This is a genomic window from Dehalobacterium formicoaceticum (assembly GCF_002224645.1).
GTDB lineage: Bacteria > Bacillota > Dehalobacteriia > Dehalobacteriales > Dehalobacteriaceae > Dehalobacterium > Dehalobacterium formicoaceticum.
On record NZ_CP022121.1, the window covers coordinates 107,906 to 131,681 of the forward strand.

Consider the following 23,776-nt stretch of genomic DNA (forward strand, 5'->3'; position numbering starts at 1 on the left):
AGGCAGGCTTAAACGTGATTTTTTATCCATTGGCAAATTTGGCTTTTAGCCATTTCCTCCCTGAACCTGATTTCAAGTATTTCTCTCTATCTATTGCTTCTTGTTCTGTGGAAAACTCCTCTATCAGAACAATTTTTATGGGTTTATGCTCTCTTGTATGCTTTGCCCCGTATCCCGCACAATGACGTTTGTATCTTTCTTCTATATCGCTGCAATGCCCCTTGTAGAGAGATCCATCATCGCAAAGCAATACATAAGCAATATACTTTTTCATTAAGCTACTTTCTCCTTGAAAGTCAGTAATTTATCGCGGTAGTATTCATATTGCTTTTGCCGCGCCGCGATTTCAGCAGGAAGTCCGGCGGTGATATCGGTGGTCAGGGCATCAAACTTATCGAGGATTTCGGCGATGCGGGCTTGCTCTTCGAGGGACGGGATGGGGATTTCGATATTCTCCAGTTTTCTTGGAGTTACCTCTATTACCTTTGTCCCGTGAGCTATCCTGCGTTTTTGTCCAAAAAACTCCATCGTTTGTAACCAGTAAGCTATGTATTTCGGATTCTGATTGTGCTTGACGATGGCCGTATGTCCGCCTGTTACGATGTCCTCATCACCAAGCCACGCTACGCACTTACAAACGTCCTCAATATTTTCGCTCGTCACGGCAATGATAATATCACCGTTGCTAACTTTTTTCAAACCCATAGCTAGTTGTGGAGAAACAAACGATTTCGTCTTTTTGGTGAATGTGCTGTAATAAGTGTAAATTTGCCCATAGTGGATGCACGGCACACCGCTTTCGGTAAAGTCGCATTTCTGTAAACCGTTACCTCTCGTTATCGTTGCTACCTCACCCAACATTATCCTCGGCACATTAGGCAAAGAAAGCAGAAGATCCCGATAATATTCATATTGTTTTTTTCTCGCTGTAAGCTCTGCTGTAAGCTCTGCTGTAAGCTCTGCGAAATTGTCCAGAATACGGACAATTTCGCTCTGGATTGGGAGTGGGGGGACGGGGATTTTTAAACCCTCTATAACAGAACGCGCCAATCTCGGAACGCTCGCCCTGCGAACTCTTGAAAGCAAATACTCTCGCTGACACATCAAAGCATAATACAGGAAACGACTTTGTAGATTTTCTGGGCAAACAAAGTAGAAGCAATCGTCAGCCGCCCAAAAATCCGCAGAGCTATAACCAATTTCGCCCGCCGCTCCTGCACTGATGACGAAAGCTGTATTTGCGGGGCAGTTACTTTCCCCATAATACCCTAACGGGGTCATACTGTTTTGATAAACAGGGTATTCACCATCTAATGCAAGTTGGCTTCTGATGACGCGCACACCTCTGGTTGGTGGGGCGATATCGCCCAACTTCACATACTCCACCCCATCGGGACAAAGTTCTGCCAACAATTGCTCCAACTTGCTCATTGCGGCGCCCCCTCAATCTCCGCAATAATCGCGTTTATCTCTTTCCGTAAAACATCTTCGCGGGCAACGATGCGCTCAACCTCGGCGTTCAACACTTTAATATCTATGACCTCACGGGTGTCCTCCTGTTCAACGTATGTAGAAACCGAAAGATTATAGTCCTGTTCGGCGATCACGCCATTTGGCACTACTTTGGCAGTATAGTCCACGTCGGCGCGCTCGGTATAAATCTTGACGATTTTCTCAATGTTCTCCTGAGTCAGCTTGTTGCTGTTAGTGACCTTTATAAACTCGCGGGATGCGTCGATGAAAAGCGTGGAGTTTTCGCTCTTGCTTTTTTTTAGCACCATAATGCAGGTGGCTATGGAAGTACCGTAAAACAATTTGTCCGGCAACTGAATCACGCAGTCCACAAAGTTGTTATCAATTAAATATTGGCGAATTTTCTGTTCTGCTCCGCCGCGATAGAAGATGCCGGGGAAGCAGACAATCGCTGCCGTTCCGCTGGTGGCAAGCCAGGAAAGGGAGTGCATGATAAAGGCAAGATCAGCCTTGGACTTTGGTGCAAGCACCCCGGCAGGAGAAAAGCGTGGGTCATTTATCAAAAGCGAATCAGAGTCGCCCGCCCACTTAATTGAGTAAGGCGGATTTGAAACAATCGCCTCAAATGGCTCATCATCCCAATGAAGCGGTTCAGTGAGGGTGTCGCCGTGTCCAATGTCAAATTCATCATAATCAATGTCGTGCAAAAACATATTGATACGGCAAAGGTTGTAAGTGGTAATGTTAATTTCCTGCCCGTAAAAACCGTTGCGAACGTTTTCTTTACCCAGTATTTTGGCAAACTTCAACAAAAGTGACCCGCTGCCGCAAGCAGGATCGTACACCTTATTGACATCGGTTTTACCGACTATTGTCAGGCGGGTCAGCAGCTCCGAAACCTCCTGCGGTGTATAATATTCTCCGCCGGATTTTCCGGCGTTGCCTGCATACATACCCATCAGGAATTCGTAAGCGTCGCCGAAAGCGTCAATGGTGTTTTCCCGGTAATCACCTAACTTCATATTACCCACGCCATTCAGTAGCTTGACGAGCCGCTCATTACGCTTCGCTACCGTGCCGCCCAGTTTGTTGCTGTTAACGTCGATATCGTCAAACAGCCCTTTGAAGTTATCTTCGGAAGGTGTTCCCTGCGCGGACGCTTCTATATCCTTGAATACCGCCTCCAACGTCTCGTTAAGGTGGTCTTTTGCCCATTCGTTGTCTCGTTCCGCTCTGATACGGATATTCTCAAACAACTCACTCGGTAGGACGAAAAATCCTTTTGTCGAGACCATGTCCTCGCGGGCTTGCTCGGCATCCTTGTCCGATAATTTGGCATAGTCAAAAGAGGCGTTGCCCGCCTCGCGTTCGCCTTCATTTATATAAGCCGTTATATTCTCGGAAATGTAGCGGTAAAACAAGATGCCGAGGACATACTGCTTGAAATCCCAACCGTCCACACTTCCGCGCAGGTCGTTGGCGATACCCCATATAGTACGGTGGAGTTCAGCCCGTTCCTGCTCTTTCCGATGATCAGCCATTGTCAGTATCCTCCTGTTTCTTCGTGGGTTCGTCAGACGCATCCCCCGGCCTTATCCATTTATCTGCTTCTAGCCACTCTTGGACAAACACACTATAATTATACAATGCGAATATGTGTTTGTGAAGATATGGTCGCAAAAAGTGGCATTAAGACACGTTAATACATAAACCAAACGAAGTGAAAAAGGAGGATATCACATGAGTGAAGTAAGAACCCCAAAAGGTAAAAAACAGTTTGGTTCAAGTCCCTACTTCATCAAATAGACATACTTGAAGCAATCAAGAAATGAAACAATTACAAGATAAAAACCCAAACGCAGAAAAGTCCGCAAACAGCAGATTTTCGGGCAAACAAAAAACCACCTGCCGATAAATTTCTTTATCGATAGATGGTATTTGATTTGTGAAAACCGTGGAAAAAAGATTTTTTCGAACCCCCGTAAAAATGGCTGTTCGTTAAAAATCAAGTAGCAGTTTTACTTCTGAGTATAAAACTGTGAATCCTTTCCAGTAAAGACTTTTAATATTATATCAGGAAGATCTAATATAAGCAACTCACGGCCTTATCTAAAATTATTGGTAGTTGTTCAGCAGTTATGCCGAAGGAGAACCTGTTGACATTTTTTTGCAAACTATATATGCTTGTGGTGTCGAATGCAGAGAGGCGCTTTGTATTCGGTGAGCCTCGATCCTGGCTCTGCGGATTATAATAATGTGCAAAGACACAAGTTGTTCTGGCACAAAACTGCCCTCGTCAATTTGGCGGGGGCGTTTTGTTTTATTGTGGTTATAAAAAGCTCCCGGAGATTTTCCATTCGAGGTCGCATACCGGGCGGAAAGTTTTGCAGCGGTTTCAGCTTGTCAACCCATAACACAAGAGGCGGAGGAGCAGGTGGATGGTAATTGATGAAACTGAGCAGAGACGGATCGTTATCTGCTTTGCGTTTGGTCTGCCAATTGCTTTCTCTCCATGCGGAAACCGCAGTAGATAACCTGTCCGTGCTGCTGGGCATATCAATCCCTTGGCGGAGCGGTTCACACGCGGGTACAAACGGCGCACACGCCGTTTCAATGGTTGCCGTGGTGTCTACGCCCGTATCGGGTGAAATATTGCGTACAGGGGGGATACCGGGTTCAGCAGGACTTTCTTCATTAGATAAAGCATCAAAGGTGTTTTCCTCAATGGCTTTCATCAATGCCAGCTTGGAAAGATTCTGCGTTGCCGCAAGTCTGATATAAAAAGAACGCTGCTCATCGCTTTCACAGCACTCCAGTATAACGGCGTTTTGCGTCCAGCTCAGAGACTGCGCTTTTTCCATGAGAGCCGGGTCGTTTGCGTAGGTGCGATAAAAGTTACGCATCCTGCGGAGATTGCGAAGGGAGAAGCCTTTCAGCAATGGTAACCGGATGGCAAGGGTTTCGGCCAAGTGAGGGACAAAGGCTTTTTCCCCCTGGCGGCAGATGCATCGGCCGATTAGGGTATAAAGCTCCATCAGAGATTGGTTGGATGGCTTGTCATTGCTTTCGTAGCAATCGGTTATGGTAGATGCGATCTGCTCCATATAGAGGGAGCTTTCATTTTTCAGTGCTTTCACGGGCTTCTCCTTTCCGGCTCATTGTGAGCCTGTTTTATTATGTACCCGGCAGAGTCGGTCCTGCCGGTGAAAATCTAAAGGGAATATCAGTAGCTTTGCTCCATTTCAAAGCCGCAGTCCTGCTCCTGGGCATCTTCGGCAGAGGTGATGTTGACATATTCTCCGATGATGCAGAGTGCTTTGTCATAGCTGCCGCTGGTGGTGATCCGCTCCCGCATCTCTTTTGCCTGATCGCCAAGTCCGTTTTCCTTCAGTGTTCGGGCGGCGATGCCCATCAGGTTGAAAATGTTTCCGTCCTGCCCGATGAGGGCGCAGTCGGGCTTTTCCCTTTGAACAGGCGGCCCGTTCATGTCGACACCCAGCCGGTTAGGGAGATAATCACTCAGCCAGGTGCCGCCAAAGGTTGCATGGCTCTGCAGCCGCCACATGGCGAGCTTTCCTATGTCCAGATCCACATTTTCCATTGAAAACAGCAGATTGGTGCAGCCGTTATGCTCAAAGACCGAAACATCCTTGAACGTATCGCCGTTTTGCAGGATACCCTCCTGCGTCAGCAGTTCATTGATGCCGTTTACCCATTCCGAGAGGTTACCGCCACATCCTTGGATAACAAGCCCTTCACGGTCTGTCATGGTGCGGAGTTCGTCTATTTTAATACGCTTCATATCGTTCCTCCATTTGTTCCCTTGCAGGTTAAGAAATTAATCGTGGAAAAGTACGGCGCTAATTCATAGTCGGCCCGTTTTGCTGACTTGCATTGAGGTCATTGGCCTGTTGGCTGTCCTGTTCCATTTCCGGTTGTTCCGGAGAGCAATGGTTCAGAAGATCCTGCACCCTCCACGGGACATTGTCGAAATCCACATGAATATCCCCCTCGACAGGGATGGTGTACCAGTATTCGTAAGGAATATATACCGTTGACAGGTACTTGGACTCTGTGGCCGAGATGGTTTCGCCACCTTGTTCAATGACACCCTTCGGCGTCAAAAAGAAGGTTCCCCAATGCTCGCCGGAGGACTCCAGATCAAGGGTTACGATGCCCAACCCTATATGGCCGGTGTTGCTACCTCGAATGACGGCGGGAAGATCAACGATTTCATAGGTGTAGTCGTCGAAATAGTCCGTGCCATATACCTCAATGCAAAGGTCATGCATCCGTTTCAGTATCTCTTTGGCATAGCTGAAATCGTCCGAATTGCAGGAGTGGTCCAGCTTTGCGAACTCCACTGTCGGAAGCATAGCGTTCAGGCGGTCTATATAGACCGCCCGCAAATCTTTTTCTTCCATTCTATTTCACCCTCATTCCATCTTCATGCCGAACTGCTCGGATTCGCTTTCCTGCAATTCAGGCTGCTCCGGACGCGAGATCACGGAAAAGCTGTCCTCGCCTGGAATGACGCCGAGAGTGCGCCCGTTGTCAAATGTACAGTGAAGCGTTCCAATGTCATCCACAACATTCACCGTTCCCTCCGTACCGGGCAGAATGGGGGCATAGGGGTCATCCATTCCAATCAAACGGATGCGGGTTCCCTGCGGGTATTGGTCCTTGATACGTTGTACCTGCTTGTGGTCCATAAACATCACGATTCCTCCTATCAGGCCATCTCATGGCTCTGTTTTGATTGGCTGCCGTCCGCAGCCTTGATAGCCTCATATTCGGCTATCAGCTTTTCAGGCTCTTTGTATTCATGGGTGAACACGGGCCGGCCCAGCACTTTCGCCACCGCTTCCTGATAAAGCTCCAGAGGCATGCACAGCCGATCTTCATATAATTGAAACTCCACAATTTCCTGTGGGGATTTCCCCTCGTACCAGCGGCTTTCAGCCTTGGCAATCGTTTCTTCCTTTGTCATACTCTTTTCCTCCATATGTTTCCTCATTGTATTTCCACCATCTGCTCCCATTGCAGAATGAATCGTCCCTCAATAGTGCGGTTATCATGGTGGTGCCCGAAAAACCAGTAGTCGAAGCTGCATCGGCGCTTGACTGTTTCCAAAAAGCCGGTCAGACGGTCCGGCTTGTAGGGATGGCATACCTGTGCCGCAATGCTATCGGGAGCGCAGTGAGTCAGGATGCAATCCACACGCCAGCCGGCGCTCTCCAGATTCTTCAGGGCCGTTTCATATTCCTCATCGCAGGGCAGTTCCTCTTTCCACCATGAAATATGGTTGATACGGTACAGCGCCCTGTGCCTGTCTAGCACCTGCTTGCGATACAGGAAGTCGGGTTCATCCGGCTCCAGTATGCCTGCGCTGATATCGTGGGAGGCGGCGCCGCCCATTGTAAGAAAGGTCATCCCGCCGATCTCAAAGACCTGCCCGCGCATCAGGTGCAGGATATGCTCCCGCACCTGATGGACATCGCCGCCTCTCCATTTCATGGCCGGAAAACGGTTCAGCAGGTCAAAGTTTTCGTGGTTGCCGTCTATAAACAGCGTGGTGAACGGCTGGTCATTCAGCCAGTCCAGATCCCGGTTCGATTGGGGTGTTTCATCCCATATCCCAAAATCGCCGCAGACAATAATATAATCCTCCCGGCACAGGCTCTGTCCTGCGGGAAAGTATTCCTTTTCAAACCTGCGGAAATTACCGTGGGTATCTCCTGTAATATAAATCATGGTCGGTTCCTCCGTTACATGAGCTGCTCGATTTCCGTTCCATCCTTGAAACGGATAAGCAGTTTATCTTCACCCAGCACCTTGATGGCGCCGACGAGCTGCCGCACCGTCAATTCGTCAAAGCAGGTGATTCCCGTGTCCATTTTGTCCAGCTCGGCGGCGATCTGCTCGGCTCGTTGGTCTGCCTGTGCGATGCCCTGCTGGTTCTTTTCCAGCTCACTGCGCTTTGAGACCAGTGCGGAAAATTCCATGCTGACTTCGTTTAAATCCTCATCGTATTGGGTGGAGTTTGCGCCCACAGACGCGGCAAATTGGAGGAGCTCATATTGCCGTGCCCGCAGCTCTGACAGTCTACTGTCGATGGCTGCGATGCTTGTTTCTCCGCTGTTCCCCGAAAGGGCGGACAGGATGCTGTCCTGCAGCAGAGATTTCATGGTTTTCAGGCTGAACATCTCGTTCATGGCGGAGACCACGGCGGTGTGGATTCGGCCTTCTTCCAGCGTAGGGGAATCCTTGCAGAACTTTTTGCCGTTCTCCAGCCGGTTGATGCACCGCCAGACGATTTTCTTGCCCTCCGGCCTCGTCCATGTGACACGGCGGTAGGGGCTTCCGCAGTTCCCGCAGGATAAAAGCTCGGTCAACACATACTTGCCGCTGTATTTGGCAAGCTCGGTTTTAGCGTTTGCGCTGACCTTTCTCAGGCTGGAACGGCGGGCCATTTCCTCCTGCACCCGCTGAAAGGTCAACTTGTCGATGATGGCGGGATGGCAGTTCTCGACATAATATTGGGGAAGCTCTCCGTTGTTTTTCTTGGACTGGCGGGTGAAGAGGTCTGCGATGAAGGTCTTTTGTAGCAAGGCGTCCCCGATGTATTTCTCGTTTTTAAGCATGCCGCGGATGACGCCGTCATTCCATTTTTCCTTGCCCCGCACCGTTTTGATGCCGTCCGCCTCAAGGTCAGCGATGATTTTAGCGACGCTGTGCCCGACCAGATACCGGGAGAAAACCCTGCGGACGATTTCCGCTTCCTCCGGGTCAATTTCCGGCAGATCGTCCTCGCCCTTGCGGTAGCCAAGGAAGCCTGCATAGTGGTAGTAGACCTTGCCGTCCTTGAAGTTCTTGCGGTGCCCCCAGCGGATATTGCCGCTCATGGACTCACTCTCGGCCTGCGCCTGGCTCATCATGAAGGTGAGGATCATCTCATTGTCCATATAGAGGGTGTTGACATTCTCCTTTTCGAAGAAAACCCCAACGCCCATTCGCTTGAGCTTGCGGACATAGTCGAGGCCGTCCAGCGTATTCCGGCAGAACCGGGATACCGATTTGGTGATGACCAGATCCACCTTACCTTTTTCACAGGCTTTGATCATCCGCAGGAAATCCTTGCGCTTTTTGGTGGAGGTGGCGGTTTTGCCCTCGTCCGCGAACATATCCACCATGGTCCATTCGGGCTGGGCGGCGATTCTTTCCGTGTAGTATTCAATCTGCGCCTGATAGCTGTCAAGCTGTTCCTCGGAGTTGGTGGAAACCCGGCAGTAAGGCGCCACACGCAGGGCTTTTTTGCGGATATCCTTTTGGGCGTATATCGGATCGGCAGGGATAACCGTTACTTTCCTTGTTGCTGTCGCAGGCATCGTCCAATCTCCTTTCCATTCGCTTCAAGGGTTTTTCCGTTGATGAGCCGTAGCTCCAAGCCGCCGCCTGTAAACCGTATTTCCTGTACGGCGGTTCTGAGGATTTCATTGCGGAGCTCATCGTCCATCGGGCGCTCTGTGATTCTATCCCTCAGTATCTGCATTTGGTGATAAGGGGTATAATCGGGCACTCCGCTGTATTTTTCGGCGGCGCAGGCCAGTATCAGCATTTTGGTGTATTCTACACCCGGCTCCGCTTTGTTCAGCTCTCGGATTACCTCATTCTGGATGCGGGCCACCTCCAGCGTCAGCTCTCCAGCCTGCTGTGGGAGGGGCCAGAGGAAGAGGTCGGGGTTCTGAGCCAGTGCGTTCAGCCGTCCTGTCAGGGCGGTGTGGATGTCCTCGTCCTCTATGTATCGGCGGTTGGTACAACCTTCCGTCTGGCAGTACCAGCGAACCTTGCTTGATGCTCTTGTGTCCCTGATCATCTTCCCGCCGCACACACCGCAGACCGCCTTTTCACGGATGGGCCTGATGTACTCCGGGCAAGGGGTATAGGTATTTTTATCTCCCCTGATAAGCTGGATACGCATAAAGGTTTCCGATTCGATGATCGGCGGGTACTCTTTTTCTCCGAGGTAGCGTTCATTTTCGAGGATGCGCTTGACCATGTGCTTATTCCACTGGTCGGTGTGCTTGTGATAGACGATGCCCCGGAGCACCATCTCATCGGCAATCTTGCTGTAGGCCATTCCATCCGAGTAAAGCCTGAAAATCTCTTTGACGGCTGCCGACTCCGTGGGGCAGCACAGGATTTCGCCGTTTTTCATCATATAGCCGAAGGGGATATTTCTCTGCCATGCCATGCTACCGCACCGTCCTTTCTATGGTTTCCTTCAGGGTGAGCCCGTTGTAAAGGGTGAGGTTCATCTCGGTTTCCGAGGAGATGGTGATTTTCTCTACCAGCGTTTCAAACAGTTCCTCGGTGAGCTCCCCTAAGTGCTCAGGGCTGGATTCCAGGTAATCCAGCATCGCTTCCGTGGCCTTGATCTGCCCGTCCTCGCCAGTGGTTTCCATGATGCGGCGGCGCAGACGGCGCAGTTCCCGCAGCTTGAAATCAATATCGCCGGTTTGGGATAAATAAAGAGCAGAATCTACGTATCCCTTCGACTTGAGTCGAACAAGAACGAGATTCTGCTCGGTTAACTGTGCTATTTCCTTGTCTATGTCATTTATCTTGCGGTTGGAGCGGAGTTCCTTTTCCCTTAGCTCGGTGAGCTGACTTAGGAGCGGCGACAGGATTTGCTCACGGTGCCGTTTCAGCTTGTGGTACATTCGGAGGATTGCCGTGATAATCTGTTCCTCCGGTACCTGAGAAATCGGGCAAAGGTCTTTGTGGCTGTCATGCCTCCGGCAAATCCAGTAGACCTTTTCATTGACGATTTTCCTTCGGAACAGGGTACCGCAGTTTCCGCAGTGGAGTTTCTTTTTCAGCAGTGCGGAGGAAACCGTACCCGCTATCTGCGCTCTGCGAGTTTCCAGAAGTGCCTGCACTCGCTGGAATTCATCCTTGGAGACAATCGGCTCATGGCAGTTCTCCACGAAGTATTTGGGCTTTTCTCCTTTATTCCGCACCTGCCGGAATGGGATGTCGTTGGTGGCGAAGCTCTTTTGCCAGACCATATCCCCAGTGTAGGAGATATTGGTGAGGATATACCCTATTGTAGTTGAATACCACATCTTTCGGTCTTTCGTGCGGGGGATGCACAGCCGGTTCAGCTCGTTTGCGATATCCTCCTTGCCCTGGCCGCTCAGATAGGCGGTGAAAATGCGGCGCACCACCTCGGCCTGCTCCGGGATGACCACCAGGGTACGTTCCTCCAGCTTGTAGCCATAGGGAGTTGCCGGTGAAACGTAGTCGCCCTTTTCCATTCGGATACGGATGCTGATCCGCATATTGTTCGAGTGGTTTTGCGATTCCATCTGTGAGAAGGCGCCGTAGATGGTGGCGATCTGCTCCGACGTCATCTTGCCGGTATCAATGTTTTCCTTTTCAAAGTGGATGGAGACGCCCAGCCGGAGGAGCTCCCTCACATACTGGATATATTCCTTGGTGTTCCTCGCAAATCGGGATATGGATTTAACGAGGACGCGGTCGATTTTCCCGTCCCGGCAGTCCTGTATCATGCGGTTGAAATCGTCCCGTTTGCTTGCCACAAGGCCGGTAATGCCTTCGTCAGCGTAGATGTCCGCCAGCTCCCAGCCCTCATGGGTGGCAATGTTTTTGGTGTAGTAGTCCACCTGTGCGATGTAGGAGTTCTGCTGGTCATCCGAGTCGCTGCTCACACGGGCGTATGCCGCCACGCGGAGCTTTGCAACCTCTTGCGATTTTGCTGATATGACAGTGATTTTCGGCGGTTCCACCGATGCTAAATTGGGGTTATACATCTTTTTTCCCTCCTTTCAACGACATACACTACCACACCTCCCTGCACATAGCTACTGAATAATTGATAACATTCAGAAAACAAGTCCAGGGGTCAGCAGGGGGCAATAATGGTGGGCCGCAGCCTGCGTTCCAAGTCCTTTTTGACCTTTTCGATTTCCGACTCCGACATGCCCTTGGCGGCCGCAAGCTGCACGAGCTGCTGCAGGGCGGCAACGAACATAAGGTTATCGGCTACCTGATTATTTGTCATGGCGTTTCCCTCCCAAATAAAAAAAGTGTCGGGCTAAGTCCGATGCTGATAGAAAGTGCCTGGTCGATTTCTTCCATTTCATTCTCGTCCAGACGGCCAACCCATTCCCGAAGCCGGGCCCGGTCGATGGTGCGTATCTGCTCCAAGAGTGCAAAGGACTCCCTGGACAATCTGCCCGCCCCGGCAATGGCCGTATGGGTGGGCAAGGGCTTTTTCGGTTTGCCGGTGATGGCGCAGACGATAGTGGTGGGGCTGTGGCGGTTGCCGATATCATTTTGCAGGATAAGTACGGGACGGATGCCCCCTTGCTCGCAGCCCACAACGGGGTTTAAATCGGCGTAGTAAATATCGCCTCGGCTGATCTCTTGCTTTGTCGTGTCCAAACTTTGCACCTCCTTGATTCGATATCCTTCTGTTTTTTCTTAATGGCACAAATATAGGGACCGCTCTGCTGTAAAGGCAGAGCGATCCCCATCGCTTCTGACATTAAGTCATTTTACTGTAATCAAGGCGCTTAATTCGACACTACTCCCCAAGCGCACTGTGCAAAGCAATGCCTTGCACAACAAAGGCGACGGCCTGAACTGCGGCTGGCTTCACCGCATCATGGGAATTCCACCCCCGCCAGGATCTCTGCCGGCTGCCCTCATTGCGTGATCCCCCGGTCAAGGGGGGCTGTGACTGGACAGAAGTATCAATATAGGCTGACGGAATCATTGCGAGACAGGCTGCCACAGCCTGTTTTCCGGTCGGATGGGTACCGCTTTGCACCTTATTTGGCCGTCTTTGATAGGAGCAGAAAGAAACGAGCGAACAGAAAAATGAGTGATTTCGTTTTTCTTGCTGCCTGCCTACAGGTGGTCTTGGCGCATCCTCCGGGGTCGCTTTCCCTCATCGGGTCCGTCAGCTAACGTATTCAGGTCATCGGTTATGAAATTTTCAATGAGCAGTGAGGGAGAATAGAAAAACCCCCTCACTACTAATCCGGTTTCGTGAGGGGGTTGGACGGAAAAAGTTTTACTTTTCCATAAGTTTTTTTAAAGTGCGTAGAATTTTCATCTTCCGATCATGAATTGTCATGCGCGGGATTCCTGTTTCCGCTGCCACTTGATGCTCACTTTTGTCCTGAAAAAACAGGAGAAAAATTAGCTCCTGTTCCTTCGAAGTGAGTTGTGAGAGGCACTGATGGAGCTTTTCTGTCAACAGCTTGTCCACAGCGACATCCTCCACGCGGGGAGAGGTGAGGTCTGGGATCGCATCCACTCCATTGGTTTCCTCCGTGTCCATAGCACTGTAATAAAATACGCCATGCCTTGCATCCTTTTCCTCCAGATGCAATTCCCGACGTTTCATGCGGTAATAGGTCAAATAGACTTCTTCAGTGACAGGGACGAACTGACCCTGCACTTTGATTCGATATTCTTTTTTCTCTGCCATATGGCTTGTCCTCCGTTTTCTGAATTTTGATGGTGAATCAAAATGTCAGAAGCGGAGGAGAGCGGCAGCGCGGAATAACTTCGCCAATATAAAAAACAGCGAAAAACATCCCATTATTTGGAATATTTAGTCGCTGTATAGATTTTCTTGTCGAAAGAAAAAAGTCAACACTGCGCCCATGGCGAAATGCTGACTTTTTCAAAATTACAATATGAATTTGTATAGGTGGTGGGTAATATGTACGAGCTTTGTCTGCTCTATCTCCACCTCTTATGAATATAAATTTTCATAGGACATCCCTCTCACCAGAGCATGGCGAAATCCGGTATCCTGATATCCTGCTTATCCGTCAAAAACCGACAGATATAATAGGAGCCTGCCCTCATTTTAGAGGGCAGGCTCAGCATAGTTTTTGGCAACCAGGCTATCATAACGTGTGAAACGCCTTAGACCCTATGGCTTTGCGACCTTACCTTTCGATAAGTTTGCCCTCTTTATTAAATTGGTGTTCCTGTTTGCTTTTCCGGCACCTGGAGTATATCTCCAAGGTAAATGATGGAAAATTGGCCTTTGCTGTTCAGCCACTCCTGCTCACTCATGGTACAACCCAACTTATGGAAGCCTGTTGTTAGTAAAGGAGCTTTTGTATGGGAGCCGCTTTCATTTTTTCGTTATGTATAAAATCGCACGGCTTATTTGAGGGAAGAATAATGCAACAATACCGGACATGTCATGTAATATCGGTACAAGCAATATGACATATGCGATAGCGCCCATGAGAAATGTTCGGATTACTTTTGAGAGTATGACAATGCTGGAGGCCTGCTTTTGATCATGCTTTGCAGAAAATTTTGCAGTATATATATTTAGCATGAAATTCCCTATTGAGGCTGCACTGCCAACGGCTATACCTAATAAAACAGAAAGGCTGAACTTGTCCGTCAATACAAATACACCAATTAGTATAAAAGACAATCCAGCCACGCACAGGGTCATACTCTTTATTTCTTGATTTATTTTTGCTTCAGGTATCATGCTTCCCCTCCAATCCATAACCATTTATTCTCTGAAGCTGAACAATCCCGCATCGCAGGACAGAAAGCCATGCCTTAAAGCATGGACAGGCCTTTCGCAGCAGAGGCGCTATAAGATCACCCTGATTGAGGACGGCATTTACAGAGTAATTTACTTTAAATTTACCAGCTTTCACATTAGTATAGGATTAGGGTTTTCGCCGACGCATTAAGAAAACATTAAGGGCCTATTTTGTGAAGCGTGTTTCTAAGCAAAACATTGCCCCATGCAAGAAGCTCCGTGTTGTAACAACACGGAGCTTCTATAATGCTTAGATCAATTTACCGATCCGGTAAGTAGTTAATAACTACAGCACAGGACTACAAGAAATTCAACCGGATTTTTCGTCATCACCAACCCGAAGCATTCGGTAACCAACCCCGATATGCGTTTGAATATATTTGGGCTGTGATGTATTCTTCTCAATTTTTTTCCGTAGAGTTGCCATAAAAACACGCAGGGCGGGAATGTCATTGCTATAATTGCCCCATATTTCATGGAGGATGAAGTTGTGTGTCAGAACTTTTCCTACGTTTTTCGCCAGCAGACACAAGAGCTTATATTCGATAGGGGTTAAGTGTACTTCCTCTCCATCCAGCCATGTGCAGCCCGCCGCATAATCGATCTTCAAATTTCCATTGGTAAAGATGGTTGCATCTCTTTGCAGTTTTTCACTGTCATATCGCACCCGGCGCAAGCTGACCCGGAGCCGCGCCAGAAGTTCCTCCACACTGAACGGTTTTGTCAGATAGTCATCCGCGCCGGCATCCAGCGCATCGATTTTATCGCGATCTTCACTGCGGGCGCTCACCACGATGATAGGCATGTTGGACCAGGCCCTGACCTTTTTAATAATATCTACACCGTCCATATCGGGAAGCCCTAAATCAAGAATCATGATATCCGGCTGCTTGGAAACAGCCTCAAAGATCGAGCCTTCGCCGGTTCCGGCCACGTGATACTGATACCCTTGTGTTTCCAAAGTGGTAGTGATCAGCTTCTGAACGGCTTTATCGTCTTCCACAACCAGAATCAAAGGTTTATTCATGAATATGCACCTCCTCCGCTTGCAAGGTAAAGCCGAATATCGTACCTTGGGGAATATTGTCTTTTACATAAATGCTGCCTCCATGCGCATTAATAATGGATTTACACAACGGCAGCCCCAACCCGAGGCCACGTCGGCTATCTGCACTGATATTTTCAGCCGTATAGAACATATCGAACAATTTTTCTTTTGCCGCATCCGGAATGCCGGGACCGTTATCGGCTATTTCAACACGGACAACCGATCCGTTCCGCTTTGCTGAGATCGTAATACGAGAGCCTTGCTGCGTGTATTTGATCGCATTGTCAAGAATATTGATAATGATCTGAATGATAAGACGGGAATCCATTTTTGCCATCAGGAACTCTTCCTTAAGATTCGTTTCAATCGTATGCTCCACGCTTCTTCGATTGACATGAAGCAGTGCCTCCGCAATCACCTCATCCAAAAGCTCTGGCTGCATATTTAAATTCAATGTCCCGTTATCGATCCGAGTAATAGAAAGCAGATTTTCTACCAAATTGATTAACCACATGGAATCGTCAAAAATATCGGTATAGAGGCCCTGCTTTTTCTCTTCGCTCAAAACATGGGAATTGCCTCTTAGAATAGCTGCGTTGCCGGAAATACTGGTGAGCGGTGTACGCAAGTCGTGAGAAATGGCCCGAAGGAGATTTGCTCGAAGTTGTTCCTGCTGCATCTGTATAGAAATCTCCTTCTGTGTTTCGTTCAGCCATTCCTTTTCCAGTGCCAGACCACACTCTCCCAACATAGCGATCATGAGGCTTTTTTCAAAAGCCTCCAAAGGAGCCTCCCGATCCATAACAACGCCTGCAACAGCAAATACTACATTTTTGCTGCGTACCGCAAGATACAGGCATTTGGCGGCTGAAAGCGTGTTCGTAGTAGCACCCGCCCGTTTATTATTCTTGTACGCCCACTCAGCTACCGCACGCTCATCTGCCCCACAATAAGTCTGCTGGGGAACCTCTGATCCTTCTTTTAAGAAAACCATCGGTTCAGACAGAGTATTCTCCTGTATGGAATAGAAAATTACAGTTCTGTCCAACAGCTTGATCATCTGCTGCGCCGTTTCGCTCAAGATTTCCGATTGATCCTTTGCCTGCTGCAATTTGCGGTTTGTTTCCAAAAGCACTTCCGTGCGGTAGGCTTTCTGCACGGCTTGGCGCGCCTGCTCCTTGACCCGCTTGGTCAGCGTGCTGGTGATGAGACCAGCTGTAAACATAACCAAAAAAGTAACCGGATAACCCGTACCAAAGGCTTGAAAAGAAAAATGCGGCTCAACAAAGGCAAAATTGAAGACAAGCACGCTCAAGACTGAGGCTACTGCACTGTATATCCGACCTTTTGTAATGATGGAATTGAGCAGTACTCCTAAAATATAGACAGTAATGATATTCGCTTCGCTAAAGCCAAGAGAATTGAACCATAACCCAATCATCGTGCAGACAATCAAAATTCCTATCGTTTTGAAGAAATCCGCCAGAGAAAATTTTGTGTCCTTTGATATATATCTGGGCAGCCGAAAATGGAAGGAAGGCTGTGTATCCGGGATGATATAAATATCGATATTTGGTGCGAGCGCAGATAGTCTGTCCACGAAATTACGCTTTGTGAGCCATTTTTTCGTATGATTGGAGCGCCCTATGACAATTTTAGAAACACGGCTTACCTTGGCGTATTCCGCGATTTGTCCGGGGACATCCTCTCCATACACGGTTGCAATTTGTGCACCGAGCTGTTCGGCAAGTCGTAAATGCTCCCTGAGCCGCGTTAAGTTCTTAGTTTCCAGCTCCGCTGTTTCCGGTGTCTCTACAAAAAGCGCTGTGAATGTACCATGGAATGCATCCGCCATTCTTGCGGCTGTGCGAATTACCTTGGCATTAGAGGGGGCCGAGGATAGGCAAACTAATATGTGCTCACTAAAATAAGCATCGCTGCTTTTAAATGGGTCGCAGTTATGCGCCGCTATTCGGTTGACCTGATCGGCTGTACGCCGAAGCGCTATTTCACGCAGAGCGATCAGCTTTTCCTTGGTGAAAAAATTGGTAAGAGCCCTCTGCGCCTGTTCCTCACGATAGACTTTCCCTTTATTCAGGCGCTCTATCAGTTCCTCCGGCTCGATATCGACAACCTCAATCTGATCGGCGCTGTCGAATACGCTGTCCGGAATTCGCTCCCGCACAGTGATCCCTGTAATGGAAGCCACTACATCATTGAGGCTTTCGATATGCTGCACATTGATAGTAGTATACACATCGATGCCCGCCCGCAGCAGTTCTTCCACATCCTGATACCGTTTTATATGGCGGCAGCCTTCGGCGTTTGTGTGGGCCAGCTCATCTACCAAAATGAGCTCGGGCTTTCTGCGAAGGGCTCCGTCCAGATCAAACTCTTTTAGTAAGACGTCTTTATAGGTGATATTCAGAACGGGCAGGGCTTCTATCCCTTCCAGAAGGGCGGCTGTTTCCGGACGTGCATGGGGTTCAATGTATCCAGCAACCACGTCGATGCCGTTACTTTTCATTTCGTGAGCATCCTTGAGCATTGCGGAAGTTTTGCCAACTCCGGCTGCATAACCAAAGTAAATTTTCAGCCTTCCGCGCTTTTGTACAACCGGTATGGAGGAAAGCTGCTCCTGCAAAGGTTCGGAATCGGTTTGATGAATTGTCATCTCAAATATGCCTCCTTCCTTCAATAAATTACTTTCAAATTATTATAGCACAGGAGAAATTACCGTAGCATTATGATTTCCCGCACTACATTAAGATCATATAAAGATTCACTGGAAAAGTAAATCGGGATTGCATAGATTTCTTATATTTATTTTTAACAATCATCAAGCCCCCTATTTTAAGTTTGTCCTTCTGCCTCACATTTCAGTCGGTCTTAATGTCATTTTAATCCCCTCATGGAAACCCTAACCTCACATTTATGTTGAAAATGATACACTGAACCAGAGGTAAGCAATCTGGTTTATTTCCAGTAAACTAAAGCCGATAAGTGAGGGCGATACTGTGAAAAATACTTTTCACGCTTGTAAAAATGGACTTGGACGCTGAGAGGGATGGATTTCATCTTTTTTGTGCACCTCCCATTATTCTTGCCTGCTTATGCCGCCGTTACGCGGCAGAATGGAGTCTGAAATGAAAACCGCTGTCAAAGATATAGATGAAAACGACACATCTTGGAATAAGGACTACGAACCGGTAAATAGACGGGAAAGTAAAACCATTGCCAGTTTGTTAACGCCCAAAGTGATGCTCGCATTTTTAGAAGATCACCATACCTTGCGTCAGGGCCTTGAAAAAATGCGAAACCATGGATATACGGCCATGCCGATAGTTGCGAAAGATGGGACTTACATAGGAACCGTCAGTGAAGGGGATTTCCTTTGGTATATGCTGGATAGTCATATTTGTGCTAAAAAGGATCAGGAAGATTTTATGGTTTTAGATATCCTCCGGAAAGATTGGAATCCTCCGGTCAGAATCAACGCAACGATGGACGAACTCTTCCTGCGTGTAATGGATCAGAACTTTGTCCCCGTAATCGACGACCGGGGAAAATTCGTAGGGATTGTTACCCGCAAGTCGGTCATCAGATATTATTACGGATTGCTTACAAGCGGTAAACCATAGATTCGAAGATTGCTTGATCCTCCCTTGAACAGCGTATGGCAATTCTGATGGTCTTAATGCAATATTCATGCCGCCACATTTATCCTAACACTACCTTAGTTTTAAAAGGGCTACAATGAAGTTCAGAACAGCCCTGCCGCTGAAAGGAAGAGATTAAAATGAATACAAAGCCCTTGGTGTTAATTGTTGAGGATGAAGAGAGCATCAGCAATTTTGTTTCTTTCGTTTTGACTAATAATAGTTTTCAAGTTATCAACGCAAAGACGGGGAACGAAGGAACTTTGATGGCTGCGACTTGCACACCTGATATCATCTTGTTGGATCTGGGACTTCCCGATATCGATGAGCTGGAAGTTTTGAAAAACATACGTGAGCGCTCCAATAGCCCCATTATTATCGATACGGCGCACGGGAACGAGCGCGAAGAAGTTGCGGCGCTTAATATGGGTGCGAATGATTATCTCGCAAAGCCTTTTACGACCGATGAATTACTTACTCGGATACGTATGGTAATAAAAGGCGATACTAAGTTTATTGATGGTAATGGAAAAGTTGTAATTGGTGAACTTGTGATTGATTATGACAAACGGGCGGTCTTTCTCTCTAATAAAAAAATTCGTCTGCCACCCATTGAGTATGAGTTGCTGTCGCTGCTCTCAAAAAACACGGGAAAAATACTTACACATGATTCCATAATCAAGCAGATATGGGGCGAAAATAGCGATGGTAGGAAGTTGCTACGCTCCAATATGGCGGCCCTACGAAGAAAGATAGAAGCAAACCCTGCAACGCCAAAGTACATTCTGGCGGAGCTTGGCGTTGGCTATCGCATGAATAACAATTTACCATGAGGAGAAAAGGCTCTTAATATGACCTTAATGCGCCCATGAAAACCCTAATCCCAAACTAATAGGAAAAGTGCTAAACTGAATCACAATAAACGATAAGGAGGATTTTTGAATGATGGATTTATTAATGGCGGGGACCTTGGCAGCCTGCTTTCTGTTGATCAAGCTGTTTGCCGATTGGTGCGGACGCCAAGTGGAAAAATCATAGAGGAGGATAATTTTTTATGTTAATTCTTGGAATTTTAATTGTAGGATTGGCAGGGTATTTGGTATACGCTCTGGTCAACCCTGAAAAATTTTAACAGGAAGGTGGAGGAAAAAATATGCTGCAAATTATAATATTCTTGGCAGTCTTTATTGCCTTGATTTTCCCAATGGGAAAATATCTCTATCATATTGCTCTCGGTAAGCACACCTTTGCCGATCCGGTTTTCGACCGGGTGGACAATGGGCTTTACCGGGTGTGCGGTATTGACAGAACAAAAGAAATGAATTGGAAACAATATGTTTTTGCCATGCTTGCGACCAATGCAATCATGGTGCTGGTCGGCTACTTGATTTTAAGGCTTCAATCGCTTCCGATTTTTAATCCAAATGGAATCGGAGGGATGGAACCCACACTGTCATTTAACACGATCATCAGTTTTATGACGAATACCAACCTCCAGCACTATTCTGGAGAATCCGGTCTTTCCTACCTGAGCCAGATGATGGTGATTATCTTCATGATGTTCACCTCGGCGGCCACCGGATTTGCTGTCTGCACAGCCGCTGTCCGGGGATTTTCCGGCAGAACCAAAACCTTCGGTAACTTCTATGCCGATCTTGTCCGAATCACAACCCGTGTGCTTCTGCCTCTTGCCCTGTTGGTTGGGCTGGTGCTCGTGTCTCAGGGCGTTGTTCAGAACCTGTCGCCCAACGTAACGGTTCAGACAATTGAAGGCAGCAATCAAGACCTTGCCATGGGGCCGATGGCCGCGCTGGAGAGCATTAAGCATTTGGGAACGAACGGCGGAGGCTTCCTCGGGGCCAACTCAACCACGCCCTTTGAAAACCCAAATGTCCTGACAAATATGATCGAAATGTTGTCGATGATGATTCTGCCCGGAGCCTGTGTTGTCATGTTTGGGCTTATGGTGCGCAACCGTAAAAAGGAGACCGAAAAAGCAAACGCTATAGAAAAAAAGGTCCTGTTCGGCAGCGAAGCCAAACCAATTTTTGCAGTCATGCTTACTATTTTTATTGTGGGTATTGCCGTTTGCTTTGGAGCGGAACAAGCTGGAAACCCCGCGCTGGCACAGGTAGGCTTAGACCAGAGCATGGGTAACATGGAAGGCAAGGAAATGCGTTTTGGCATTGCTCAGTCCTCACTTTTCACAACCGTAACGACCGCCTTTACCACTGGCACCGTCAATAACATGCATGATACCCTGACACCGCTCGGAGGCATGGTTCCGCTGATGAATATGATGCTCAACCTCGTATTCGGCGGCAAGGGCGTCGGGCTGCTGAACATGGTTCTGTATGTGATCTTAACTGTGTTCATCTGTGGGCTGATGGTAGGCCGCACGCCGGAATATCTGGCTAAAAAAATTGAGGGCAAGGAAATGAAGCTGGCGGCACTGGGTATCATCATCCACCCGTTGCTGATCCTGTTCTTCTCAGCGCTGGCTGTGGCCGTACCTGCGGGCCTTGCGGGTATCACGAACCCCGGTCAGCATGGGCTGACACAGGTATTGTATGAATTCTCGTCCGCTGCCGCCAACAATGGCTCCGGCTTTGAAGGGCTGGCGGATAATACGTATTTCTGGAATATCACCACAGGGTTAGCCATGTTCTTTGGCCGCTATCTGTCTATTGTCATCATACTGGCCATCGCAAGCTCGCTGATGATGAAGCAGCCAGTGAGTGAATCTATCGGTACATTAAGAACCGATACGAGAACGTTTACCATTGCGCTGCTCATGGTCGTTTTAATCATTGCCGCATTGACATTCTTCCCGGCATTGATTCTTGGCCCGATTGCAGAGCATATGACTTTGTGGAGTTAAGGAGGATACTTTTATGAGTAAAGAAAAGAAATCAAAATTTATTACCAGGGATATTCTGAAATCCTCCATTTTGGGAGCGTTTAAGAAACTGAATCCCCGGTACATGATAAAAAACCCCGTCATGTTTGTGGTGGAAATAGGGTTTGTGGTGACGCTGCTGCTCTGCTTTTTCCCCGGCCTGTTCGGAGACGAAGGCGCCAACTTGGTGCTGTATAACGCGATTGTGTCGGTTATCCTGCTGATCACGGTGTTGTTTGCAAACTTCGCCGAAGCTGTGGCCGAAGGCAGAGGCAAAGCGCAGGCAGAAAGCCTAAAGAAAACGCAAAAGGATATGCAGGCCCGCATCCTGCATGAAGATGGTGCGGAATCCATTGTGAGCGCCAGCACACTGAAAAAAGGTGATGTGGTGCTGGTAAAAGTCGGAGAGTTGATCCCCAACGATGGCGAGGTTATCGAAGGCATCGCCTCGGTGGACGAGTCCGCCATCACCGGTGAATCCGCGCCCGTACTCAAGGAAAGCGGAGGAGATTTTTCATCGGTCACCGGCGGCACAACGGTAGTCAGCGACTGGCTCAAAGTCCGAATCATGTCTAACCCCGGCGAATCCTTTCTTGATAAAATGATCGCACTGGTGGAAGGAGCGTCCCGTAAGAAAACGCCCAACGAGATCGCGCTGAATACGCTGCTGGTCAGTTTGACAATTATCTTCCTGATCGTGATCGTCAGCCTCTATCCCATCGCAGTATATAGTGGTGTTCGCCTGCAGATATCCACACTGGTTGCCCTGACCGTATGCCTGATCCCCACGACCATCGGCGGGCTGCTGTCTGCTATCGGTATCGCCGGTATGGACCGTGTGACACGCTTTAATGTTATCGCCATGTCCGGTAAGGCCGTGGAAGTCTGCGGAGACGTGGACACGATGATCCTCGACAAAACCGGTACCATCACCTACGGCAACCGCATGGCGGCAAAATTTATTACCGTGGGCGGCACGGGTGAACAGGACCTGATTCACTATTCCGTCGTCAGTTCAATCAAAGATGATACCCCGGAGGGAAAATCAGTGGTCGATCTGGGTGAACGGCTGAGTGGAAAGCATCAGGAAGCCATCACCGGCATGGAGTTTTTGGAGTTTACCGCACAGACCCGCATGAGTGGCGTTGATCTTCCGGACGGAACGAAGATACGCAAAGGCGCATATGATGCGATTCAAAAATATGTACAAGAGCTCGGCGGCACGATTCCCGGGGATCTGGAGGCTCGGGTTAATGAAGTTGCCAAGCTGGGAGGTACGCCGCTGGTTGTCAGTGTCGGAAACCGGATTTTAGGAGTTATTTATTTGAAGGATACCATTAAGGCAGGGCTGGTGGAGCGTTTCGCAAGGCTGCGCGAAATTGGTATCAAAACCATCATGTGCACCGGCGATAATCCGCTGACAGCAGCGACCATTGCGCAGGAAGCAGGTGTGGACAGTTTCATCGCCGAATGCAAGCCGGAAGATAAAATCAAGGCAATCAAGGTGGAACAGGCTGAAGGCAAAATCGTCGCCATGACGGGCGACGGCACCAATGACGCCCCTGCCTTAGCACAGGCGAATGTCGGCATCGCGATGAACAGCGGCACTCAGGCCGCTAAGGAAGCCGCCAATATGATCGATCTGGATTCCGACCCCACAAAGATTCTGGATGTAGTGGAAATCGGCAAGCAGCTTCTGATTACACGCGGCTCTCTGACGACGTTCAGCATCGCAAACGATGTCGCCAAGTATTTCGCGATTATCCCCGCTATGTTTATGGCGGTCATCCCACAATTGGGCGTGCTGAATATCATGGGGCTGTCCACGCCCTACAGTGCGATTTTGTCCGCTTTGATTTTCAACGCAATCATTATCCCGCTCCTGATTCCCCTCGCCATGAAGGGCGTCAAATACAGACCGATGCGTGCGGAAAAGATGTTGTCCCGGAACATGCTGATTTACGGGTTGGGCGGCATTGCCGCGCCTTTCGTGGGCATCAAGCTGATCGATCTATTGATCACACCGCTGCTGGCCGCTTTGGGAATGTAACAGGAGAACGGGTGAACTTCGGGAAGGG

24 protein-coding genes and 1 riboswitch are annotated in these 23,776 nt (G+C 48.7%); of the genes, 5 read left to right on the plus strand and 19 right to left on the minus strand.

Going from position 1 to position 23,776, the window contains the following annotated elements:
• Positions 1-22 precede the first annotated feature (22 nt).
• From CEQ75_RS00500 to CEQ75_RS00585, 19 genes are all read right to left on the minus strand, one after another.
• Positions 23-274, minus strand: a complete 252-nt coding sequence (locus CEQ75_RS00500; protein WP_089608604.1) for a GIY-YIG nuclease family protein — start codon at positions 272-274, stop codon at positions 23-25.
• Positions 274-1,431 (minus strand): restriction endonuclease subunit S, encoded by a 1,158-nt coding sequence (locus tag CEQ75_RS00505; RefSeq protein ID WP_089608605.1) that lies wholly within the window; start codon positions 1,429-1,431, stop codon positions 274-276. The genes CEQ75_RS00500 and CEQ75_RS00505 overlap by 1 nt, the downstream gene beginning before the upstream one ends.
• Complete coding sequence (locus tag CEQ75_RS00510) at positions 1,428-3,014, minus strand: type I restriction-modification system subunit M (RefSeq protein WP_089608606.1); 1,587 nt, start codon at positions 3,012-3,014, stop codon at positions 1,428-1,430. The genes CEQ75_RS00505 and CEQ75_RS00510 overlap by 4 nt, the downstream gene beginning before the upstream one ends.
• A gap of 705 nt (positions 3,015-3,719) precedes the next feature.
• Positions 3,720-4,610: a DUF1016 N-terminal domain-containing protein gene (locus CEQ75_RS00515; protein ID WP_089608607.1), complete on the minus strand. Its 891-nt coding sequence runs from the start codon at positions 4,608-4,610 to the stop codon at positions 3,720-3,722.
• Positions 4,611-4,696: 86 nt separating this feature from the next.
• A complete protein-coding gene (locus CEQ75_RS00520; protein WP_089608608.1) occupies positions 4,697-5,275 on the minus strand; it encodes a hypothetical protein in 579 nt (192 codons plus the stop codon).
• Between the two features lie 58 nt (positions 5,276-5,333).
• A complete protein-coding gene (locus CEQ75_RS00525) occupies positions 5,334-5,897 on the minus strand; it encodes a hypothetical protein (RefSeq protein WP_089608609.1) in 564 nt (187 codons plus the stop codon).
• A gap of 12 nt (positions 5,898-5,909) precedes the next feature.
• Positions 5,910-6,191 carry a DUF4314 domain-containing protein gene (locus CEQ75_RS00530; protein ID WP_089608610.1) on the minus strand — a complete coding sequence of 94 codons (282 nt, stop codon included), beginning with the start codon at positions 6,189-6,191 and terminating at the stop codon, positions 5,910-5,912.
• A gap of 14 nt (positions 6,192-6,205) precedes the next feature.
• Complete coding sequence (locus CEQ75_RS00535) at positions 6,206-6,463, minus strand: DUF7736 domain-containing protein (RefSeq protein ID WP_089612446.1); 258 nt, start codon at positions 6,461-6,463, stop codon at positions 6,206-6,208.
• Between the two features lie 23 nt (positions 6,464-6,486).
• The gene (locus tag CEQ75_RS00540) at positions 6,487-7,227 is read right to left on the minus strand and encodes a metallophosphoesterase family protein (RefSeq protein WP_089608611.1); all 741 of its coding nucleotides are present in this window, start codon (positions 7,225-7,227) and stop codon (positions 6,487-6,489) included.
• 14 nt (positions 7,228-7,241) lie between these two features.
• Entirely contained in the window at positions 7,242-8,861 is a 1,620-nt protein-coding gene (locus tag CEQ75_RS00545) for a recombinase family protein (RefSeq protein ID WP_089608612.1), read from the minus strand.
• Positions 8,834-9,727, minus strand: a complete 894-nt coding sequence (locus CEQ75_RS00550; protein WP_089608613.1) for a recombinase family protein — start codon at positions 9,725-9,727, stop codon at positions 8,834-8,836. The genes CEQ75_RS00545 and CEQ75_RS00550 overlap by 28 nt, the downstream gene beginning before the upstream one ends.
• A gap of 1 nt (position 9,728) precedes the next feature.
• Positions 9,729-11,309, minus strand: a complete 1,581-nt coding sequence (locus tag CEQ75_RS00555) for a recombinase family protein (protein ID WP_089608614.1) — start codon at positions 11,307-11,309, stop codon at positions 9,729-9,731.
• Positions 11,310-11,401: 92 nt separating this feature from the next.
• Positions 11,402-11,560: a hypothetical protein gene (locus CEQ75_RS18535; RefSeq protein ID WP_198306596.1), complete on the minus strand. Its 159-nt coding sequence runs from the start codon at positions 11,558-11,560 to the stop codon at positions 11,402-11,404.
• Positions 11,557-11,943, minus strand: a complete 387-nt coding sequence (locus CEQ75_RS00560) for a type II toxin-antitoxin system PemK/MazF family toxin (protein WP_089608615.1) — start codon at positions 11,941-11,943, stop codon at positions 11,557-11,559. The genes CEQ75_RS18535 and CEQ75_RS00560 overlap by 4 nt, the downstream gene beginning before the upstream one ends.
• A gap of 142 nt (positions 11,944-12,085) precedes the next feature.
• Positions 12,086-12,331, minus strand: a complete 246-nt coding sequence (locus CEQ75_RS00565) for a hypothetical protein (protein ID WP_041271963.1) — start codon at positions 12,329-12,331, stop codon at positions 12,086-12,088.
• 246 nt (positions 12,332-12,577) lie between these two features.
• A complete protein-coding gene (locus CEQ75_RS00570; protein ID WP_089608616.1) occupies positions 12,578-12,997 on the minus strand; it encodes a sigma-70 family RNA polymerase sigma factor in 420 nt (139 codons plus the stop codon).
• 411 nt (positions 12,998-13,408) lie between these two features.
• Positions 13,409-13,497, minus strand: a riboswitch (cyclic di-GMP riboswitch).
• A 160-nt stretch (positions 13,498-13,657) separates the two neighbouring features.
• Positions 13,658-14,032 carry an ATP synthase subunit I gene (locus tag CEQ75_RS00575; RefSeq protein WP_089608617.1) on the minus strand — a complete coding sequence of 125 codons (375 nt, stop codon included), beginning with the start codon at positions 14,030-14,032 and terminating at the stop codon, positions 13,658-13,660.
• A gap of 370 nt (positions 14,033-14,402) precedes the next feature.
• Complete coding sequence (locus tag CEQ75_RS00580; RefSeq protein WP_089608618.1) at positions 14,403-15,119, minus strand: response regulator; 717 nt, start codon at positions 15,117-15,119, stop codon at positions 14,403-14,405.
• Positions 15,112-17,814 carry a sensor histidine kinase gene (locus CEQ75_RS00585; protein ID WP_089608619.1) on the minus strand — a complete coding sequence of 901 codons (2,703 nt, stop codon included), beginning with the start codon at positions 17,812-17,814 and terminating at the stop codon, positions 15,112-15,114. The genes CEQ75_RS00580 and CEQ75_RS00585 overlap by 8 nt, the downstream gene beginning before the upstream one ends.
• A gap of 472 nt (positions 17,815-18,286) precedes the next feature.
• On the opposite strand from CEQ75_RS00585, the gene CEQ75_RS00590 reads away from it, so the two are divergent.
• The 5 genes from CEQ75_RS00590 (at position 18,287) to kdpB (ending at position 23,748) form a co-directional block, all read left to right on the plus strand.
• Positions 18,287-18,781: a CBS domain-containing protein gene (locus tag CEQ75_RS00590; RefSeq protein WP_089608620.1), complete on the plus strand. Its 495-nt coding sequence runs from the start codon at positions 18,287-18,289 to the stop codon at positions 18,779-18,781.
• Between the two features lie 158 nt (positions 18,782-18,939).
• Entirely contained in the window at positions 18,940-19,632 is a 693-nt protein-coding gene (locus CEQ75_RS00595) for a response regulator (RefSeq protein WP_089608621.1), read from the plus strand.
• 221 nt (positions 19,633-19,853) lie between these two features.
• Entirely contained in the window at positions 19,854-19,931 is a 78-nt protein-coding gene (gene kdpF / locus CEQ75_RS19420; RefSeq protein WP_089612447.1) for a K(+)-transporting ATPase subunit F, read from the plus strand.
• Between the two features lie 21 nt (positions 19,932-19,952).
• Positions 19,953-21,680, plus strand: coding sequence for a potassium-transporting ATPase subunit KdpA (kdpA, locus tag CEQ75_RS00605; protein ID WP_089608622.1), 1,728 nt, complete (start codon positions 19,953-19,955; stop codon positions 21,678-21,680).
• Positions 21,681-21,693: 13 nt separating this feature from the next.
• Positions 21,694-23,748: a potassium-transporting ATPase subunit KdpB gene (gene kdpB / locus CEQ75_RS00610; protein ID WP_089608623.1), complete on the plus strand. Its 2,055-nt coding sequence runs from the start codon at positions 21,694-21,696 to the stop codon at positions 23,746-23,748.
• Positions 23,749-23,776 lie beyond the last annotated feature (28 nt).

Bases quoted from the DNA above. Each gene is read 5' to 3' on its own strand.
- CEQ75_RS00500 (WP_089608604.1), bottom strand. From the start codon at position 274: ATGAAAAAGTATATTGCTTATGTATTGCTTTGCGATGATGGATCTCTC.
- CEQ75_RS00505 (WP_089608605.1), bottom strand. From the start codon at position 1,431: ATGAGCAAGTTGGAGCAATTGTTGGCAGAACTTTGTCCCGATGGGGTG.
- CEQ75_RS00510 (WP_089608606.1), bottom strand. From the start codon at position 3,014: ATGGCTGATCATCGGAAAGAGCAGGAACGGGCTGAACTCCACCGTACT.
- CEQ75_RS00520 (WP_089608608.1), bottom strand. From the start codon at position 5,275: ATGAAGCGTATTAAAATAGACGAACTCCGCACCATGACAGACCGTGAA.
- CEQ75_RS00525 (WP_089608609.1), bottom strand. From the start codon at position 5,897: ATGGAAGAAAAAGATTTGCGGGCGGTCTATATAGACCGCCTGAACGCT.
- CEQ75_RS00530 (WP_089608610.1), bottom strand. From the start codon at position 6,191: ATGTTTATGGACCACAAGCAGGTACAACGTATCAAGGACCAATACCCG.
- CEQ75_RS00535 (WP_089612446.1), bottom strand. From the start codon at position 6,463: ATGACAAAGGAAGAAACGATTGCCAAGGCTGAAAGCCGCTGGTACGAG.
- CEQ75_RS00540 (WP_089608611.1), bottom strand. From the start codon at position 7,227: ATGATTTATATTACAGGAGATACCCACGGTAATTTCCGCAGGTTTGAA.
- CEQ75_RS00545 (WP_089608612.1), bottom strand. From the start codon at position 8,861: ATGCCTGCGACAGCAACAAGGAAAGTAACGGTTATCCCTGCCGATCCG.
- CEQ75_RS00550 (WP_089608613.1), bottom strand. From the start codon at position 9,727: ATGGCATGGCAGAGAAATATCCCCTTCGGCTATATGATGAAAAACGGC.
- CEQ75_RS00555 (WP_089608614.1), bottom strand. From the start codon at position 11,309: ATGTATAACCCCAATTTAGCATCGGTGGAACCGCCGAAAATCACTGTC.
- CEQ75_RS18535 (WP_198306596.1), bottom strand. From the start codon at position 11,560: ATGACAAATAATCAGGTAGCCGATAACCTTATGTTCGTTGCCGCCCTG.
- CEQ75_RS00570 (WP_089608616.1), bottom strand. From the start codon at position 12,997: ATGGCAGAGAAAAAAGAATATCGAATCAAAGTGCAGGGTCAGTTCGTC.
- CEQ75_RS00575 (WP_089608617.1), bottom strand. From the start codon at position 14,032: ATGATACCTGAAGCAAAAATAAATCAAGAAATAAAGAGTATGACCCTG.
- CEQ75_RS00580 (WP_089608618.1), bottom strand. From the start codon at position 15,119: ATGAATAAACCTTTGATTCTGGTTGTGGAAGACGATAAAGCCGTTCAG.
- CEQ75_RS00585 (WP_089608619.1), bottom strand. From the start codon at position 17,814: ATGACAATTCATCAAACCGATTCCGAACCTTTGCAGGAGCAGCTTTCC.
- CEQ75_RS00590 (WP_089608620.1), top strand. From the start codon at position 18,287: ATGAAAACCGCTGTCAAAGATATAGATGAAAACGACACATCTTGGAAT.
- CEQ75_RS00595 (WP_089608621.1), top strand. From the start codon at position 18,940: ATGAATACAAAGCCCTTGGTGTTAATTGTTGAGGATGAAGAGAGCATC.
- kdpF (WP_089612447.1), top strand. From the start codon at position 19,854: ATGTTAATTCTTGGAATTTTAATTGTAGGATTGGCAGGGTATTTGGTA.
- kdpA (WP_089608622.1), top strand. From the start codon at position 19,953: ATGCTGCAAATTATAATATTCTTGGCAGTCTTTATTGCCTTGATTTTC.
- kdpB (WP_089608623.1), top strand. From the start codon at position 21,694: ATGAGTAAAGAAAAGAAATCAAAATTTATTACCAGGGATATTCTGAAA.